Origin of the sequence: Thermaurantiacus tibetensis (genome assembly GCF_015354055.1) — a bacterium.
Classification (GTDB): domain Bacteria; phylum Pseudomonadota; class Alphaproteobacteria; order Sphingomonadales; family Sphingomonadaceae; genus Thermaurantiacus; species Thermaurantiacus tibetensis.
The window spans coordinates 17,448-35,325 of sequence record NZ_JACHTM010000005.1; the positions used below are offsets into that span (position 1 = coordinate 17,448).

The 17,878-nt window shown below is 72.3% G+C and carries 14 protein-coding genes, 1 tRNA gene and 1 pseudogene; 2 read left to right on the forward strand and 14 right to left on the reverse strand.

What is annotated here, in order from left to right; all coding sequences use genetic code 11:
• Nucleotides 1–322: 322 nt before the first annotated feature.
• The 14 genes and pseudogenes from H3H34_RS13775 to H3H34_RS12335 form a co-directional block, all read right to left on the reverse strand.
• Nucleotides 323–985, reverse strand: coding sequence for a hypothetical protein (locus H3H34_RS13775; protein WP_235983272.1), 663 nt, complete (start codon nucleotides 983–985; stop codon nucleotides 323–325).
• A 228-nt stretch (nucleotides 986–1,213) separates the two neighbouring features.
• Complete coding sequence (locus H3H34_RS13780) at nucleotides 1,214–1,867, reverse strand: hypothetical protein (protein WP_235945932.1); 654 nt, start codon at nucleotides 1,865–1,867, stop codon at nucleotides 1,214–1,216.
• Nucleotides 1,836–2,324: pseudogene (locus H3H34_RS14210) on the reverse strand (DUF3141 domain-containing protein); the annotation flags it as partial. The pseudogene H3H34_RS14210 and the gene H3H34_RS13780, both read right to left, overlap by 32 nt.
• Nucleotides 2,210–2,746 carry a DUF3141 domain-containing protein gene (locus tag H3H34_RS14215; protein ID WP_408033960.1) on the reverse strand — a complete coding sequence of 179 codons (537 nt, stop codon included), beginning with the start codon at nucleotides 2,744–2,746 and terminating at the stop codon, nucleotides 2,210–2,212. The gene H3H34_RS14215 and the pseudogene H3H34_RS14210, both read right to left, overlap by 115 nt.
• Nucleotides 2,697–3,908, reverse strand: coding sequence for an acetate/propionate family kinase (locus tag H3H34_RS12290; protein WP_194745591.1), 1,212 nt, complete (start codon nucleotides 3,906–3,908; stop codon nucleotides 2,697–2,699). Before H3H34_RS12290 ends, H3H34_RS14215 begins: the two co-directional genes overlap by 50 nt.
• A complete protein-coding gene (locus H3H34_RS12295) occupies nucleotides 3,908–5,404 on the reverse strand; it encodes a bifunctional enoyl-CoA hydratase/phosphate acetyltransferase (protein WP_194745592.1) in 1,497 nt (498 codons plus the stop codon). Before H3H34_RS12295 ends, H3H34_RS12290 begins: the two co-directional genes overlap by 1 nt.
• Before the next feature lie 11 nt (nucleotides 5,405–5,415).
• Nucleotides 5,416–6,168 carry an enoyl-ACP reductase FabI gene (gene fabI / locus H3H34_RS12300; RefSeq protein WP_194745593.1) on the reverse strand — a complete coding sequence of 251 codons (753 nt, stop codon included), beginning with the start codon at nucleotides 6,166–6,168 and terminating at the stop codon, nucleotides 5,416–5,418.
• Between the two features lie 161 nt (nucleotides 6,169–6,329).
• Nucleotides 6,330–7,217, reverse strand: a complete 888-nt coding sequence (locus H3H34_RS13790) for a PEPxxWA-CTERM sorting domain-containing protein (protein WP_235945937.1) — start codon at nucleotides 7,215–7,217, stop codon at nucleotides 6,330–6,332.
• A gap of 2,141 nt (nucleotides 7,218–9,358) precedes the next feature.
• Nucleotides 9,359–9,434, reverse strand: a tRNA-Lys gene (locus H3H34_RS12310).
• Nucleotides 9,435–9,481: 47 nt separating this feature from the next.
• Entirely contained in the window at nucleotides 9,482–10,612 is a 1,131-nt protein-coding gene (gene rodA, locus H3H34_RS12315) for a rod shape-determining protein RodA (protein WP_194745662.1), read from the reverse strand.
• Entirely contained in the window at nucleotides 10,612–12,564 is a 1,953-nt protein-coding gene (gene mrdA, locus H3H34_RS12320) for a penicillin-binding protein 2 (RefSeq protein WP_194745594.1), read from the reverse strand. The genes rodA and mrdA overlap by 1 nt, the downstream gene beginning before the upstream one ends.
• Nucleotides 12,564–13,067: a rod shape-determining protein MreD gene (gene mreD, locus H3H34_RS12325; RefSeq protein ID WP_194745595.1), complete on the reverse strand. Its 504-nt coding sequence runs from the start codon at nucleotides 13,065–13,067 to the stop codon at nucleotides 12,564–12,566. The genes mrdA and mreD overlap by 1 nt, the downstream gene beginning before the upstream one ends.
• Nucleotides 13,067–14,071 (reverse strand): rod shape-determining protein MreC, encoded by a 1,005-nt coding sequence (mreC, locus tag H3H34_RS12330; protein WP_194745596.1) that lies wholly within the window; start codon nucleotides 14,069–14,071, stop codon nucleotides 13,067–13,069. Before mreC ends, mreD begins: the two co-directional genes overlap by 1 nt.
• 93 nt (nucleotides 14,072–14,164) lie before the next feature.
• A complete protein-coding gene (locus H3H34_RS12335; protein WP_207790940.1) occupies nucleotides 14,165–15,208 on the reverse strand; it encodes a rod shape-determining protein in 1,044 nt (347 codons plus the stop codon).
• 251 nt (nucleotides 15,209–15,459) lie between these two features.
• Between H3H34_RS12335 and mutL the strand changes: the two genes are divergently transcribed.
• The gene (mutL, locus tag H3H34_RS12340; protein ID WP_194745597.1) at nucleotides 15,460–17,220 is read left to right on the forward strand and encodes a DNA mismatch repair endonuclease MutL; all 1,761 of its coding nucleotides are present in this window, start codon (nucleotides 15,460–15,462) and stop codon (nucleotides 17,218–17,220) included.
• A gap of 90 nt (nucleotides 17,221–17,310) precedes the next feature.
• A complete protein-coding gene (locus tag H3H34_RS12345; protein ID WP_194745598.1) occupies nucleotides 17,311–17,727 on the forward strand; it encodes a hypothetical protein in 417 nt (138 codons plus the stop codon).
• Nucleotides 17,728–17,878 lie beyond the last annotated feature (151 nt).

Below are 17,878 nucleotides of genomic sequence, written 5' to 3' on the forward strand. Positions count from 1 at the left end.
CGCATCCGAAGCCTCGCGCGCTCCAGCACCGTCACAATTCAGGCGCAGCCACAACCCAAGCGCAGCACCCGAACGTGCCGCGCCTCCCCGCCAGCCCGCGCTGACCAGCCCGCCCAGTCAAGACTCCAGCCCTGCGAGAGGCGACACCGCGCCGGACGCGTCCCCTGCTCCCTAAGCCGCACCCATGTCGGTTTTATGACAACGCCGCGCCATCGCCGTTCCACGCAAAAGAGAACTGGAAGTCGGCCTGATGTTCATGGGCCTCATCTTGAATACGGAGTGTTCAAGTCTGAGCATTTTGCTTTGACGTGACAGGTTTATTTCAGGCAAATTGACCCTTCCCGATTTGATTGAACAGAGTATTGCCGCAGACCAAGTTCAAGACCTGGGCCGTTTGCGCTTCGGCCTGACCTTGGGCGGCCTGGAGTCTTAAACGGATCTGACAGGCCTGAAAACCGGCAGGGGCCTCGGCGCCGGGAGTCTGTTCCCGTCCGCGTTCCCAGGGGGTTGCAACGATCACATCCGCGCCAAACCGCACCGCATGGCCTGCCGCCACCGCGATGATCGCAGCGCCGCTGGCAGGAGCCTCCGCCTCCGCGCAGGACGCCGGCCGTCTGCGGCGCCTCGAGGCGCTGGAAGCCCGGGGCCGCCAGCTCGAGGCGCATAACAGGGAACGCGAGGACGCGCAGGCCAAGGTGGCGGACGCCCTTCCGGTCGATGCAAACGGCGACCCGATCACGCCGGCGGTGATGGTGAAGTCAGGCCTCGCGCCCACGATCGGCGACGCGGAGGGCAACTTCACCTTCAAGCCGCACCGCGTGATCGACTTCGACGTCGGCGCGTACATCGAGGGCGACACCGCCTTCACCTTTCTCGGCGGCACCAGTGTCCGCCGTGGCCGAGTCGGGCTCGAGGGCACCGCCTTCCGCCAGTTCGCGTGGCGCGTCGAGGCGGCCTTCAACTGGTATTTGACCTCGAACATCAAGATGCTGCTCGACTGGGTCCGCTTCTCGGCCGTCAACACGCCGATGGACGCCGGCGGCATCACCAGGGGCGGATGCGCTCGCCGGAAGTTTCCCCATCGACGTCCGAGCGTCTGGGGGCGGGCGCGAAGGGCCGGGGCTGCTGCCCCGGTCCTTGTTCCTTCCCCCCATGCCGGGCGGGACAGGGGGAGAGGGCGGGGCCTGCTCAACCCTCGACCGGCTCGTCCCCGTCAAGGTTCCCGGCCGCGCCCCTGCGCCGGCTGCCCGAGGCGCCCGTGGGCGTCGCCGGGACGACCGGATCGGGAGGGGTCGCGCAGCACCGCGGCGACCTTGGAGTCGAGGTTGTCGCCGCCGGCGACATGGCACAGGGTCTGAAGCGCCCGCTCGCGCTTCGCGCACGTGGGCAGCAGATCGGGAAGGCTGGCCAGCGCTGCCGCAGGATCGAACTCGACGGGGAGCGTCTGGTCGCGAATCAGCGCGGCAAGGGCCTTGGCGCCGAGGAACGCGACGGGTGCGGTCGTCTCGAGGATCGTGTCGGCGCGCTCCAGCCGGTCGCGGCGGACCGCGCCGCGGGCATCGGCAACCATGACGAGCATGCGCGCCACGGCGGCCGGGTAGCCGCCCCCGGAGCGCCGCTCGATCGCCCGCTCGACGAGCGGGAGCGCGCGGATTTCCTCCGGGTCGAGCCGGGTCCGCTCGAAGGCATGGCGCTGACCGGCCCACTTGGCGAAGGGCGTGCTCCAGAGCGCGTAGAAGCTGAACGCGGCGAGGGTGTCGCGCCAGCCGTGCCACGGAATCGATGAGGAGGGTTGCGCCCTCGGTCCAGACCTCCTCGAGCCTGCGGAACGGGTTGTCGGGCGCCGCCGGGGCGCGAGACGCGGCAACGGCAGGCGCGGGCAGGGCGGAGGCGGCAGCCAGCGGCCCCGGCGGCCCGAACACCGAACGGCTGATCCGCCCCGGGTGCAGTTGGCGCATCGCCTTGGCGAACTGGGGCGTGACCATGGAGCGCACGACCGGACGCCAGGGCAGCTCGTCGAGCTCCACGCCGAGTTCGGAGAAGCGGCTCAAGGCCGCGAAGGGGGGCGCCTCGTCCTTCTGGCCGTCGTCGATCGCATGCACGTCGGCGAGCGTGTGCTCGACGAAGCTTACCGCGAACCGGGTCGAGTCCCCCTCGCCCCCGACTGATTCGATCATCATCTCGTCGAGCCCGGAGGCAAGTGTCTCGATCATGCCAAAGACCGAGGTGAGCTCGCGGTGCTCGCGCGTCGCGGCCGAGGCGGAGACGAAGATGCCGGGGTGGCCGACCTTGTCGTGGACCGGCAGATGATCCGCCGGCCACACACCTTGATCTCGCGCTCGTCGGCATGGGTTTCGGGGATCCAGTTGCGCGCCTGCTGCGGCCGCGTGATGTTGTCGCCGCGGCTCGCGAAGACGATGCTGGGCGCGCGGATGGCCTTGAGGTCGGGCTGGCGGCCACGCGGGAGCCGCGCGTCGTAGCGGGCGAGGCGACAGCTCCTCGACGATCCGGCGCATCTCCTCGCCGGCGAGGAACTGGTGGGCGCCCCACCATTTCTCGGACGCGAGGAAGCGCGCGGGCGGCAGGCGCGTCGATCTCCTTCCACATGTCGAAATAGTTCCCGAGGAAGGTCCGCAGGGCGGACCCCTCCGGCTGGATGGGCAGCAGCGCGGGACAGGCCCCGGGCGTGGACCCGTTTACCGGGCGGCCGCGGCGATGGTGCCGGGTGCGACCACCCGGAGCGCATGGCGCGCGATCATGGCTTCCTCGTCGGTGGGCACCTTGAGCAGCCGGATCCGGCTCGACGGCATGGAGAAGACGGCGGCACCGGCAGCGTTGGCGGCCTCGTCGAGCTCCGCGCCGAGGAAGGCGAGGCGCCGGGCGATGCCGGCGCGGACGGGCGCGCTGTTCTCGCCGATGCCCGCCGTGAAGACGAGGGCGTCGAGGCCTTCGAGCACCACGGCAAGATCGCCTGCCGCGCGCGCGGCGCGGTCGATGAACATGTCGATCGCGAAGCGGGCGGCCGGGTCGTCCGAGGCGGCGAGCGTGCGCATGTCGTTCGAGATGCCGGAGACCCCGAGCAGGCCCGACTGCTCGTAGAGAAGCTCCGCAATGGCGTCCCAGCCGAGCTTCTCGACCTGGGCGAGGTAGAGGAGCACGCCCGGGTCGATCGTGCCGCAGCGGGTGCCCATGACGAGGCCGTCGAGCGCGGTGAAGCCCATGGTGGAGGCCACCGAGCGGCCGCCGGCGAGCGCGGCCATGGACGCGCCATTGCCAAGGTGGGCGACGATCACGCGTCCGGCGTGAACCTCGGGGTGGTCGCGCTGCAGCCGCGCGGCTACCGACTCGTAGGAAAGCCCGTGGAAGCCGTAGCGGCGGACGCCCGCGTCGAAGAAGCGGCGGGGCAGCGCGAAGGCCTGCTGCAGCGCCGAATGGCCGCGGTGGAAGGCCGTGTCGAAGCAGGCGACCTGCACGGCTTCCGGAAAGGCGCCGAGCGCGGCGCGCACGCCGGCGAGGTTGTGCGGCTGGTGAAGGGGGGCGAGGGGCACGAGCCGCTCGAGATCGGCGAGGAGGGCGTCGTCGATGACGGCGGGTGCCGCATGGTCCGGGCCGCCGTGGACGATCCGGTGGCCGACGGCGGCGAGCGAAGCCCCGGGTCGCACCTTCTCGAGCCAGGCGAGGACGCGGGCGAGCGCTGCTGCATGGTCGGGGATGCCCTCCTCGGGCGCCGTGTCGGTGGCCCCGCCGCCATCTGCCGCCCTGGCCTGGAACCGTGCTGTCCCGCCGATCGCCTCCACCTGGCCGGAGGCTAGCCGCACCGGTTCCGCCTCCGCTCCATCGGCCGCCTCGAACAGCGCGAACTTGACCGAGGAAGAGCCGGCGTTGAGGGTGAGGACGAGGGTCGGCATCAGCGGGCAGCTCCGGCGGTAGCGGGCGCGTCGGCGGCCGAAGGCGGGATGGCGGCGGCCGGAGGCGGGATGGCGGCGGCCGGAGGCGGGATGGGGGCGGCGGGGTCCGCGGCAAGCGCCCGGCCAGTCCGCTTCCAGTGCTGGGAGAGCTGGGTGACCGCCGCCGAGGCGAGCCTTGCCCGGTCGTTGCCGGCGCGGCTGGTCAGCATGACGGGCGCCTCCGCGCCGAGGACGACTCCGGCAGCTTCCGCCTTGGCCACGAAGGTGAGCTCCCTGGCCAGCACGGTCCCGGCCTCGAGGTTGGGTACGACGAGCACGTCGGCGCAGCCCGCCACCAGCGAGGTGATGCCCTTGGTCCGCGCGGCGGTCACGTCCATGGCGTTGTCCATGGCGAGCGGGCCGTCACCGACCCCGCCGCGGATCTGGCCCCGCTCGGCCGTCCTGGAGAGGACCGCGGCATCGCGCGTGGAGGGGATGGCGGGGTTCACCGTCTCGACTGCCGACAGGATGCCGACGCGTGGCGTCTCCACTCCGCAGGCCCGGGCAAGCTCGATCGCGTTCTGGACGATGTCCACCTTGGTCACGAGGTCCGGGCTGATGTTGATGGCGGCATCGGTGATGAAGCGCGGTTCCTCAAGCTTGGGCACGTCCATGACGAAGACGGGCGTGATGCGCCGCTCGCCCCTGAGACCGCCCTCGCGCCGCACCACGGCTGCGAGAAGTTCGTCGGAATGGAGCGCGCCCTTCATGATCGCATCCGCTTGGGCCTCGTTCACCATGGCGGCGGCCAGCTGCGCGGCGGCGGCGTGCGAGGGCGCCGCCTCGACGGGAAGGCCGGCCACATCTTTGCCGAGCTCGGCCGCTGCCCGCGCGATCGCGGCCCGGTCGCCCGACAGCACCGGCGCGATCAGCCCCCGCTCGCGCGCGAGGAGCGCGCCGCCGGGCGCATTCGCGTCCTCTGGTGCAGCGACCGCCGTCACCAGCGGCGGCAGGGTGGCCGCCAGCGCCTTGAGCGGCGTGAACTGGTCGACTTCGTCGAGGATGAGCCTGGGAAGCACGCGGGCGTCCACCGTCTCGCGTTCGACTAGCACCTCGACTTCGGCCTCGCCGGTGCACAGCGGCGCGCCGTCGTCCGCGCACGCGACGACAGGGGCGAAGCGGGCAACCGGCCGCTCGCACGTCTCGATGCACCGGACACGCACGCGCAGCCTTTCGCCTACGGCCGCACGCCCATGGAACGCGAGGGTCTGCGCCCGGTCGTAGGTTCCGGGACCGGGAAGACGGTTTCTGAGGGCCGCCGCGACGAGCGAGGCGATCCACACGGAGGGCGCGACGACGCCGTCGGTTTCGCCCGGGCGGTCGGGCAGCATCCGCGGGTTGCGGTTGCCCGACACGTGAGGGAAGAGCTGCAGGTCGCGCTCGGCCACGACCCGCTCGAAGCTGGCGTCGGCACCGACCGCGAGTTCGTCCCGGGTCACGTTGGTGATGCGCGCCATCCGGTCCGCCTTCAGCCGATGATCCCGAGACCCGCGTCGATCGGAATCACCGCCCCGGTGATCGCTCCGCCGCCCGGGCCGGCGAGGAACAGCGCGGTGGCGCCGCATTCGTCGAGCGTGGCCAGGCGTCGCAGGGGGGCACGGCTCCGGGCGTCGTCGAGCATCGCGTCGAATGCGGCGATGCCGCTCGCCGCGCGGGTGGGCATCGGCCCGGGCGAGATGGCGTTGACCCGGATGCCCCGCGCGCCGAGTTCGGAGGCAAGTTCGCGGACCGTTGCCTCGAGCGCGGCCTTGACCGGGCCCATGAGGTTGTAGGTGGAGACGACCCGTCGTGCGCCCTCGAAGCTGACGGTGAGGCACAGCCCGCCGGCAGCCATCAGCGGCTCGGCGGCGCGCACGAGGCGGATGAAGCTGTGGACCGAGATGTCCATGGCGGTCGCGAAGCCTTCGGCCGAGCAGTCGACCACGCGCCCGTGAAGGTCGTCGCGCGGCGCGAAGGCGACCGCGTGGATGAGCGCCTCGAGCCCGCCCCAGCGCTCCGCGAGGGCCGCGAAGAGCGCCGCCTGCTGGTCGGCCGCGCGCACGTCCAAGGGGAGGATGAGGTCGGCGCCGAGCTCTTCGGCAAGCGGACGGACATGCGGCTCGGCGCGCTCGCTCTGGAAGGTGATGGCAAGACGCCAGCCGGCCCCGGCGAGGGCGCGCGCGATCCCCCAGGCAATCGAGTCGGCGTTGGCGATTCCGACGACGAGGGCACGCGCGGCCATGAGACCCCGGCAAGGATCGACCAGCGGCTCCTAGGCCGGAATCGTTGCAGCGGCGTGAAGAGCCGGTGGCACGGCCCGGATCTCTCGCTGGCTCCAGCGCGGGCGCCGGGCCCGCCGCCGCGTGCCGGACGGGCGGCCGGCGCCCTCCGTCCGGCAGCCGGTCAGGCGAGGAGTGCGGCCCGGCGGCGGCGCATGGCGCCGCCGACGAGACCGAAGCCGGCAATCAGCATCGCCCAGGTGGCAGGCTCGGGGATGACGCCGCCGGTCACCTCGAAGTTGAACGAGGACGTGACGCCCCCGATCGTCCAGGTGACGTTGTCGACCGCGCCAGTGAAGTTGCCCACCCAGCCGCTGCCGACCCCGGCCGAGAAGCCGACGATCGCGGCGTTCGGGAAGTTGGCGCCAAGCCAGGACTGCCAGGTGCCGAACGGGATGTAGGGGGAACCGAAGCCCATGGGATCGGCCTCGAAGCCGAAGACGCCGAAGGTCCAGAGCTTCGTCGCGCTCGTCACCGTGTCGGTCACCCACTGGTCGGTGAGCGTCGGAAGCGCGTTGTAGGCACGCTCGAAGACGAGGCCGAACCGGTCGCCCGGGGTGAGCGGGTTGCCGTCGCGGTCGACGAGCACGCGGATCACCGGGTGCTGGACGGCCGGGTTGGTGCTGGTGCCGTCACGATACCAGTCGAGGCCGAAGCCCGAGAGCGCGGAGAAGGCGCCGAGCGTGCCGGCCGCGAAGAAGTTGCCCCCGAGATTGACCGCATTGGCCAGGAACTCGATGTCGGCCTTGGCGGCGCCGCTCGGGCTCGCGAAGGCGACCGAGCCATTGCCCGAGCGTGGCTTGGCAGTCGAGATGCCGACAGTGCCATTGTTGCGGACATTGTTGTAGTACCAGCCGGTGGCGCCGACCGCCTGCCCCTGGTTCGTCGGGCCGGGGTTGGCGAAGGCATCGCCCGGTGCCGGGTTGTTCGCGAACACGGTGGTGCTGGCCGCTGCCGGCGTGCCCGCGAACAGGGCGGCAAGGGCAAGGCTTGCAAGTTTCGTGCGCTGCATGGTTCCTCTCCTGTTACAGGGGCCGCATCGCCCGATGACGACCCGCGCCCCAATTCCCCTGAACAGTTTCCGGTCGGTCAGACGTTCTGCCCGGACAGGCCCGGAACCGGTACCTTGAGGGAGCCGCTTGGTGCAAGTTGATTAACTATCTTTGACAGGCAGTTAAGTGTGTTTTCGATTCGACGTTCATGGGGCGCCTCGGCGCTGGCCAAGACTTGCCCCTGATGTGCGGGGTGTCCGCTGCCGCGCGCGCGAGGCGAGACTGCGACGCAGGCGCTTCAGCAAGGCCTGGTGCGCTTGTGCCAAGGAGAATTGCCGGCGGCACCGGTTACAGGCCTGGCCAAGCAGCTGTTCGGGACCGCTTCGCAGAAGAGCGTCCACCCGTCAAAGACCCGCCGAAGCAGCAACTTCAGCGAACGTCGCCTCATACCAGGTCCCGCAGGCTTTACCCTTGGATGGGGGCTTTCGATCGAGGTGCTGACATGACGCGGGGCTGCGAGCTGTGGGAGGTTTGCGATGGTGGCGTCGCGGCTCACCCGAGGATGCCGAAGGCTCTGGACTTCAGGACCTGGCGCGCAGGAGCAGGGACAGTCCGCTCATGCGGCCGCTGGCAGTGGCCTCCGTTCATGATGGCGTGTCGCGCGCCGAGGCGGCGCGGAGTTGCGGGGTCGGGCTGCAGATGGTTTGGCACCGTACGTCTCGCTCGAACGCCACGGGCCCGGACGGCCTCATGAACCGCGCAACCGACCTGGGGTCCAGACTTTCCCGGAGGCGGAAGACGATGGCGGCGGGGAGCTTGTGGCTGAGAAGGCAGTTCTGACGAGCCCGTCATGGCGAGTGGCGATGCGGCGGACCCGAAGGGCGACGAAGCCCATTCCGTCAGGCGGCAGAGCATGACGTGGACGCGACCCCGGTGCTTGTCGCCGCGTGCGTCACGCGGGAAGGGCCGCCTTTGATCGCGTGCGCCGAGGATTGCCGTGACTGCTCCCTGCCCGTGCAGGGTGTCGTGGATGCGATTGGCGCTGTCGCCCCGGTCGACGTGTCCCCCTTCATGCCGATCGTCGCGCCATGGGCAGGCTCACGCCCCGGATGTCGGAGCGGTTGCCCGCAGTGAGGGGGAGACCGAGCGCCCGCCCGCGCACAGCGGGGAGCGCGCGGAGTGTCGCCGTCCCGCCACCAGGCGAGACGCCCGTGGCTTGGGCTCGAGTCCCCCTTTGGCGCCCCCCGGGAGACCGATGGCCCTTGATGTCGCTGCTGTCGATCTGGGCCGTCTCGGCGATCCACCCATCTTCGCTCAGCGCCGGAGGATCCGAGTCCGGATGCCTCCGCGGCTCCAGCGGTTCCACCGATGAGGGACCGTGGTCGGCGGGCGAGGCTCGGGCGGCCATCGGCCCAGCGCGTGGCAAACAGGGCATTTTCGAAAGGGGGCCAAGGGGATCCGCTGCGACTGGGCGGAATTGGCGTGGCGGCGCATTGAGCCCCTGTTGCCGAACAAGCGGTCCAGGCCTTCACGGGTGGATGATCGCCGGGCATCAAAGCGCATCTCCCGGGTGCTGCGCTCAGGCTCACCTTTGCTCGACCTGTCGAACGGCCAGAGTCCTCGCACCTGCCGCCATCCATCGGGGAAAGGTGGTGCTGACCCGTCGGGCCGACGCTGCCGATCGGTCGCGAGCCATGGTCAGCGACGGCGGCCGGTGGGCCAGCATCCCGGCTGGAAGCGACCAGTGCGACCCCTTCTGCCTCTGGCCCTCTCTCTCGATCGCCGGAGCAACCTTGGTATCGCCTCCCATACCTCAAGCTAAGGTCAACCTCCGTCGCCAGGATCAAGGTGGCTTTCATCAGGCTGCGGCCACGCTCTCTATAGTCCAAGACCCGTTCCACCGCGTGCCTTGATGCATCGTTGGGGGACATGCCGCCACCGCAAGAGGTCGTCAGGCGCGCGACGACCGCTTGGGCGCGTGCACGACCCTCGCCGGCCGCCCTGCCCCGGAACATGACCACGCGTCGAGGAAGAGGCCCGTTCGGTCCACAGGTCTCGCCACGGCCGATGACCTGCGGCGGGCCTGTGCCTGCACCGTGCTTGCACCGAGCCTGAAGTGGCCCGCCGTACCGTCAGATTGTCTTGCAACCGATTGAAATGATGGTGGACGCACCAGGGCTCGAACCTGGGACCCGCTGATTAAGAGTCAGCTGCTCTACCGACTGAGCTATGCGTCCGCACCACGGAAACGGGCCGCCCGGTTAGCAGCGGCGCCGCACCGTGTCTAGGGATCGCCAAGCGCGCGGGGGGCCTCGTGGCGTCGGGCCTCCTGGTCGATCGCGATCAGGATCCCGAGCGCGGGCATCACCGTCAGCATCGCGTTCCCGCCATAGCTCATGAGCGGCAGCGGCAGACCGACGACCGGGGCGAGCCCCATCACCATCATGAGGTTGATGAGGACATAGTAGAAGATGGTCATGACGAGCCCGCCAGCCACGAGGCGCTGGAACATGTCCCGCGCGCGGAACGCAACCCGCCACCCCCAGGCGAAGAGGAGCCCGTAGGCCGCGAGCAGCGCGGCACCGCCGACGAGCCCCCATTCCTCGGCCATGGTGGCGAAGATGAAGTCGGTGTGCGGCTCGGGCAGATAGAAGAGGTGGCTCTGCGAGCCCTCGAGGAACCCCTTGCCGGCAAGCCCGCCCGAGCCGATCGCGATCTTCGACTGGGTGATGTGGTAGCCGGCGCCAAGCGGGTCGGCGCCGGGGTCCAGGAAGATGAGGACGCGCGCCTTCTGATAGTCGTGAAGGAGATTGAAGAAGAGCGGAAGCGCCGCCGCGCCCAAGACGAGCGGCGCCACGAACAGCCAGACGGGGAGCCCGGCCAGGAACATGACGGTTGCCCCCCCGGCGACAAGGGTGAGGGCGGTGCCGAGGTCAGGCTGGAGCAGGACGAGACCGACGGGAAGGGCGACGAGGAGGAGCGGCAGCCAGAGACCATGCGGCCGCCCGGCATGGGCAAGGGGCAGGAAGCGGTAGACCCGGGCCAGCGCCAGGACGAGGGCAAGCTTCATGAGCTCCGAGGGCTGCAGCCGGATGAAGCCGAGATCGAGCCAGCGCTGCGACCCGCCGCCGAGCGCGCCCACGGCCTCAACGAGGACAAGCGCGGCAAGCACGAGGCCGTAGAGCGGGAAGGCAAGGTGCAGCCACGCCGCCGGGGGCACGAGGCCGACGAGAAGCATGAGCAGCGTCATGGCGGCAAGGCGGATGAGGTGGCTGGCGGCCCAGGGCTCCATGCTGCCGCCGGCGGCGGAGTAGAGGACGAGGGCGCCGAAGCCGCCGATGCCGAGCACCAGGAGGATGATGCCCCACGGCTGGGCCAGGAGGCGCTGCGGCCAGCGCGCGTTGAGGAGCCCCATCATGGCGCGGGGGCTCCCGGGGCCGGGACCGAGGGCGGGGCGGCCGCCGCAGCAGCGGCCGCGGCCCCGGCCGCCGCGCGGCGTGCCGCCTCCTCGGCAGCGCGGCGGCGGCGCTCCCGCTCGGCGAGGAGGCGCGCGAGGTCGGTCTCGGCCTTCTCCTTGTCGAACAGAAAGGTCATCGCCTGCCGGGCGATCGGCGCGGCCGCGCGCGCGCCCGACATGCCATGCTCGACCACGACGGCCACCGCGTAGCGGGGCGCCTCGACGGGCGCGAAGCCGACGAAGAGGCCATGGTCCCGGAGGCGCCACGGCAGGCTCTCGTTGCGCCTGACCCCGCGCCGGCGCTCGGCGGCGGTGATGATGCGGACCTGCGCCGTGCCGGTCTTGCCGGCCATCTCGACACCTTCCACCGGAAGCCGCGCACGCCGGGCAGTGCCGCCGGGGCCGTTCACGACGTCGCGCATGCCGCGGCGGACCACCTCGAGCCAGTCGGGCGGAATCGGCAGCGGCGCGAAGCCGGGCCGCACGGCCTCGGCAAGGAGCTGCGGCTCAACCACCCGGCCGCTGGCGAGGCGCGCGGTCATGACCCCGAGCTGAAGCGGACTGACGAAGAGATAGCCCTGGCCGATGGACGTGTTGAGGGTGTCGGCGACGCTCCACTGCTCGCCGAACCGCCGCGCCTTCCATTGGGCATCGGGGACGATGCCAGCCCGGAGTGACGGGATGGGGAGCGACGGGAAGGTCTGGCCGAGGCCCAGCGTCCGGGCCATGTCGGCCACCGCCTGGTTCCCGATCCGGTGGGCGGTCGCATAGAAGAACACGTTGCACGAGACGGCGATGGCGCGTTGCATGTCGACCCGGCCGTGGCCGCCGGGCCGGTGGCAGTGCCAGCTGCGTCCGCCGACCGTGTAGCGGCCGCCGCAGCCCACCGTGTCGGTAGGCGGCACGCCCTCGGCGAGCGCGGCGAGCGCCGTCACCATCTTGAAGGTGGAACCCGGCACGTAGAGCCCCTGCGTCGCCTTGGGCAAAAGCGGCTTGTGGTCATCGGCCTGGAGGGTCTTCCAGAGCGCTGCCGGGATCCGGTTCGAGAAGATGTTCGGGTCGAAGGCGGGCATCGAAAGGAGGCAGATGATGCCGCCCGTCGTGCAGTCGATGACGACGACGCTCGCGCTCTCGTCGCCGACGAAGGCGGCGAGGTGCTCCTGCAGCGCGCGGTCGAGGGTGAGGCGGATGGTCTCGCCTGGCGTGTCGGGCCGGCTGTCGAGCTGGCGCAGGACGCGGCCTCGGGCGTTGACTTCGACGCGCTCCGCGCCGGGGGTGCCGCGGAGCCGCGCATCGAGCCCGCGCTCGGCGCCATCCTTGCCGACCCGGAAGCCGGGGTGGAGCAGGAGCGGATCGCGGCTGGCCTGCCACTCCTCGCGCCGTGGCGGGCCGACGTAGCCCAGCGCATGGGCGAAGGCCTCGCCGCCCGGGTAGTGGCGGACGTAGGTGCGCACCGGCTGGAGGCCCGCCATGTCGGCAAGCTCGACGTTGAGCGTGGCATAGGCCTCCCAGCCGATGTCGGAGGCGACGCGAAGCGTGCCGGCGCCCCGCAGCGATCGCGCGTTCTCGAGAAGCTCGGCGCGCTCGTCGGCTGCCAGCGGCACGATGCGGGCGATGCGGTCGAGCGCCGCCTCGAGATCGCCGGCCAGCGCCGGGATGAGCTCCACGCCATAGGCAGGCCGGTTCTCGGCGAGCGGCCGGCCGCTGGCATCGAGCAGGAGCCCGCGGCGGGGCGGGATGAGGCGCAGGGCCACCCGGTTGTCCTCGGCGGCGGCGCGGAGCATCTCGCCCTCGCGGAGCGTGAGCCAGCCCATGCGGCCGAGCAGGAGCGCGCCGGCGAGCAGCTGCGCACCGCCGAGCAGGAGCGCGCGGCGCTCGAACAGGAGCTGCTGGAGGCGGGAGGCGTGCATCAGCCGTCCGTCAGCCGGCGGATGAGCCCTGCGACGAACCCGAGAACGGCCGGGTAGAGCAGGATGGTGAGAGCCGCCTGGAGAAGAAGCGAGGCGGGAGCGAGCGCGCGGCCGGCCAGCAGCAGCGCGAGCGCCTCGACGGCCGCCCCGAGCATGACGAGCGCGGCCGCCGCCGCCCAGCCTTCGGGGAACCCGCGCATTGTCATCCGGTCCTCGCCAGCCGCGATCGCCAGTCTGACGACGGGCAGGACGAGAGCCATGACGCCAAGCGGCAGGCCGGCGACTGCATCCTGCACGAGACCAACAGGAACCAGCACCCAGGGCGGCAGGAGCCGCGGCACGACCGCGGCCCAGGCGATGAGGAGGAGGAGCGGCAGGTTGGGCAGCGCGCCAGCGCCGAGCGGCAGCGGAAGGGCCGAGAGCAGGGCGCCGCCCACGAGCGTCGCCGCCGGGACGACGGCAAGCGCCTGCCGCGCGACCGGCCGACGGGAGAGCCCGGCCATCAGCGGCGCGCTCCGGCAGGCGTGGCAGTGGCGGCAGGCGTGGCAGTGGCGGCAGGCGCCGGCCCGGTCGCAGGCGGGGAGGGCGCGCCGAGATCGGCTTCGTCGGGCGCGGGGGGGACCGGCACCGGGTCTGCTGGCGGCAGCCAGGGTGCCTCGACCATCACTGGCCCGAGCGCTGCGGCGCGGACGAAGGGACGCGCGCGGGGCGGGCTCGCTGCCGTGTCGGTGATGACCGCGACCGGCACGTCGGGCGGGAAGAGGCCGCCGTCGCCGCTGGTCACCAGCCGGTCGCCGACCGCGAGCGTGTCGCCGCCGGGCTGGGGGTCGTGCTGAAACAGGAGCTCGGGTCCGCCCGTCCCCTGGGCGATTCCGGTCCAGCCAAGCCGCTCGACCTTGACCGGAACCCGGCTGTTGGGGTCGGTAAGCAGCATCATCCGCGAGGCAGTGAGGCCGACATCGGTGACGCGGCCCGCCAGCCCCTGGGGCGCGATGACCGGCATCCGCGGGGCGACGCCGTCGCGCGCGCCGACCGACAGCGTGGCCGCGCGGACCGAGCCAGTCGCCGCCGAGGCCGAGGCAACCCCGGCTGCGACGAGCCGGCGCTCGGGCCGGCGGAGCTTCAGCAGCGCCTCGAGGCGGGCGACCTCGGCCTCGAGCGCGGCGGCGCGGGCGGCAGCAGCGCGGGCGGCCCGGATCTCGGCCTCGAGCGCGCGGTTCCGCTCGACGGTCGTGAGATGTTCCCCGACCCGGTCGATGACGGCGCGCGCGGCCTTCACGGGGGCTGCCGCGACGGCGACGAGCGGCGAGATGATGTCGAGCACGGCGCCGCGGACGCGGCGGCCCTGCTCGGGGTCGACCCTGGCGAGGACGAGGAGAAGGATGGCGAAGGCGACGACGACGCCGGATACGAGCGCGCCGAAGAGAGCCAGGTTGACGTCGCGGCGGGCGAAGCTCGTCCGCCGCGGGGTGCCGATGCGGCCGCCCAGGGGCGCGCGGTCGTTCATCGGCGCACACCCTCACCCTTCCGGGGGCCCACCATGCCCGCTGCCGCCTGGCACGCGTCGGCACGGCCGCGCATGGCGACTCCGCCGGGCCGGTCAGGACGCCATGAGGACGCCGCGGTAGACCGGGTCCTCGAGCGCCCGCCCCGTGCCGAGCGCCACGCAGGAGAGCGGATCGTCCGCGACCGTGACCGGCAGCCCCGTCGCCTCGCGCAGCGCCTCGTCGAGACCGCCCAGCAGCGCGCCGCCGCCGGTCATGACGATCCCCTGGTCGACGATGTCGGCGGCGAGCTCGGGCGCGGTGTTCTCAAGCGCAAGGCGTACGCTCTCGATGATCTGCGAGACGGGTTCCGAGAGCGCTTCGGCCACCTGGCCCTGGTTCATGGTGATTTCCTTGGGCACGCCGTTCACGAGGTCGCGGCCCTTGATCTCGATCTCGGCGCCGATGCCGTCGGCCGGCGGGCGGGCGGTTCCGATCTCCTTCTTGATGCGCTCGGCCGTCATCTCGCCGATGAGGAGATTGTGGTTGCGGCGGACATAGTTGATGATCGCCTCGTCCATCTTGTCGCCGCCGACGCGCACGCTCGTCGTGTAGGCAAGCCCGCGCAGCGACAGCACCGCGACTTCGGTGGTGCCGCCGCCGATGTCGACCACCATCGAGCCGATCGGCTCGGTGACCGGCATGCCCGCGCCGATGGCGGCGGCCATCGGCTCGAGGATGAGGTGGACCTGGGAGGCGCCGGCGTTCGACGCGGCGTCGCGGATGGCGCGGCGCTCGACCGGAGTCGAGCCCGAGGGCACGCAGATGACGATCTCGGGGAAGGAGCGCAGACGCGAGGAGCCGTGGACCTTGTGGATGAAATATTTGATCATCTCCTCGGCGACCTCGATGTCGGCGATCACGCCGTCGCGCAGCGGGCGGATCGCCTCGACATTGCCGGGGGTCTTGCCCATCATGAGCTTGGCGTCGTTGCCGACCGCCTTCACCTGCCGCCGGCCGTTGATCGTCTCGAGCGCGACGACCGAGGGTTCGTTCAAGACGATGCCGCGGCCGCGGACGTAGACGAGGGTGTTGGCGGTCCCGAGGTCGATCGCCATGTCCTGCGACAGGAAGCCGAAGATCTTCGAGAGGAAGCTCAAGCGCGACAACTCCAAGGGGCCCGAGGGAGGCGGCGCGGCCGGGCCTGCCCGCGGCGCCCGCACCCGCACCCCGCCAGGCGGCCGGGACAACGGGGTCGCCCTTCGGGGATGGCGCCGCGCATAGGCACTCGGCCCCGCCTTCGCAACGGCTAAGTGCGACCGGAGCCGCGGGCGGCCGGTTGCCGCCGGCGCGGACGCGGTTGCGGCAACCGTCCCTTGCCGGGGGCGCATCGGGCTGCGATTCTCGGCCCGTGCCGATCCGCCGCCTGCCGCCCCATCTCGTCGACCGGATCGCTGCCGGCGAGGTCGTCGAGCGGCCGGCAAGTGCCGTCAAGGAGCTGGTCGAGAACGCGCTCGACGCAGGCGCCCGGCGGATCCGCGTGGAGGTCGGCGAGGCGGGGCTCGGCTACATCCTCGTCATCGACGACGGCTGCGGCATGGCGCCAGACGAGATGCGGCTCGCGGTCGAGCGCCACGCCACCTCGAAACTGCCGGACGAGGATCTTTCGTGCATCGCCAGCTTCGGCTTCCGCGGCGAGGCGCTGGCCGCGCTCGCCTCGGTCTCGCGCCTCACCCTCGAGAGCCGCCCGGCCGGCGCCGAGGCCGGCTGGCGACTCGTGGTGGACAGCGGCGCCTGCGTTGCGGAGGGGCCGGCGGGCCTGCCGCGCGGCACCCGGGTGAGAGTGGACGGGCTCTTCGCCCGCGTGCCGGCGCGGCGCAAGTTCCTGAAGTCGCCGCGCACCGAGACGGGCGCGATCGTGGACGCCGTCCGGCGGCTCGCGCTGGCATCGCCCGAGGTCGCCTTCACCCTTGTCCACGACGGGCGCGTCCTCCTTGACGTGCCGGCCGAGCCCGGCGGCTTCGGGCCCGTGGCCCTCCTCGCCCGGGCGCGCGGGCTCCTGGCCGGAATCGACGACATGGTGCCCGTGGACCTCGCGCGCGGCCCGCTCCGGCTCGGCGGCCTTGCCGGCCTGCCGGCGGCCGCCCGGGCCACCCCCGAGCAGCAGTATCTCTTCGTCAACCGCCGGCCGGTCCGCGACCGGCAGCTTACGGGTGCGCTCCGGGGCGCCTACCGCGACCGGCTTCCCGCCGACCGGCACGCCGCTGCCATCCTCTTCCTCGACCTCCCGCCCGAGGCGGTCGATGTCAACGTCCACCCGGCCAAGACCGAGGTGCGGTTCGCGGCGCCCGAGGAGGTGCGCGGGCTCATCGTGGCAGGCGTCAGGCAGGCGCTCGATGCGGCCGGGCTGGTGCCGGCGCCGTCTGCCGGAGCGGCGCTGGCCGCCGCCTTCGCGCCCCTGCCTGCGTCCGCCCCGGGAGTGGCGGAGCCGGCCCTGGCCTATGCTCCGGGCCCGGCGCTTGCCATGGCGCTGCCGCCGGCCGCGCGTCCGGCCCCACGGCCCGCCGAGAGTCTCCCGGCCAGGGAGGAAGGCCGCTTCCCGCTGGGCCTGGCCCGAGCGCAGGTGGCCGGCACCTACATCGTCGCCGAGGCGGACGACGCGCTCGTCCTCGTCGACCAGCACGCTGCGCACGAGCGGCTGGTGCTGGAGGCCATGCGCGCAGCCCGCGCCGGCGGCGCCGTGCCGGCGCAGGCGCTTCTGCTGCCGGTGGCCGTGCCCCTTCCTGCCGATGCTGCCGACCGGGTGACGGCGGCGGCGCCGCTCCTTGCCACGCTCGGCCTCGACATCGAGCGGCTGGACGGGACGAGCGTGATGGTCCGCAGCCTGCCCGCCCCGCTTGCCGGGGCCGACGCCGCGGCGCTGGTGCGGGACCTCTCCGACGAGCTGCTCGCCGACGGCCGGCCGGCGAGCCTCGAGGCGCGGCTCGACCGGGTGATGGCGACGCTCGCCTGCCACGGCAGCGTGCGCGCGGGCCGTGCGCTTTCGGTTTCGGAGATGAATGCGCTCCTCCGGGCCATGGAGGCGTGCCCGGCGGCGGCCACCTGCAACCACGGCCGGCCGACCGTCATCCGGCTGGCCAAGGCCGATCTCGCGCGCCTGTTCGGCCGCTGAGCCGGGCGCCGTTCGGGGGCTGGGGCGCTCGGGCGTTGACCTTGGCCGCGTGCAGCGCCAATCTCCGGCTGGTTGGAGGGAGGAGGGGACATGCGCGCGATCCTTCTGGTGCCGGTGCTGATGCTGGCTGCCTGCGGGCAGGACCGGCGGCAGGCCGCCGATGACCTGGCCGCGAAGGAGGCGGCGCTCGCGGCCGGCGTGGCTGCGCGGGGGGCGGCGGCGGTGGCTGCCGCCGTTCCGGCGGGGCCGCCGCCGGGCATGCGGCCGACGCCGATGACGCTGACCCGGCTTGCCTGCGCGGACGGCAGCACGCCGACGCTGCGCTACTTCCCCGAGCAGGGGATCGCCATCCTGATGCCCGACGACGTCGGCAAGGAGCTGCAGATGGAGCCGGTCGCCGCGGGGGTGCGCTACGCCGGCGCCGATCTCGTCGTGACCGGCGAGGGGACCAGCTACACGATCGCCCGCGCAGGCGCCGAGCCCATCGCCTGCACGGCAGCGGGCTAGGCGGGCTTCCCGCGCCGCCCGCGGCCTGCCCTGCCCCGGGGTCCCCGCGACGCCTGCGTCGCGGGGTGGCGTTCGGGGTCCCCCCGACGCCTGGGTCGCGGGGTGGCGTTCGGGGTCCCCGCGACGCCTGCGTCGCGGGGTGGCGTTCGGG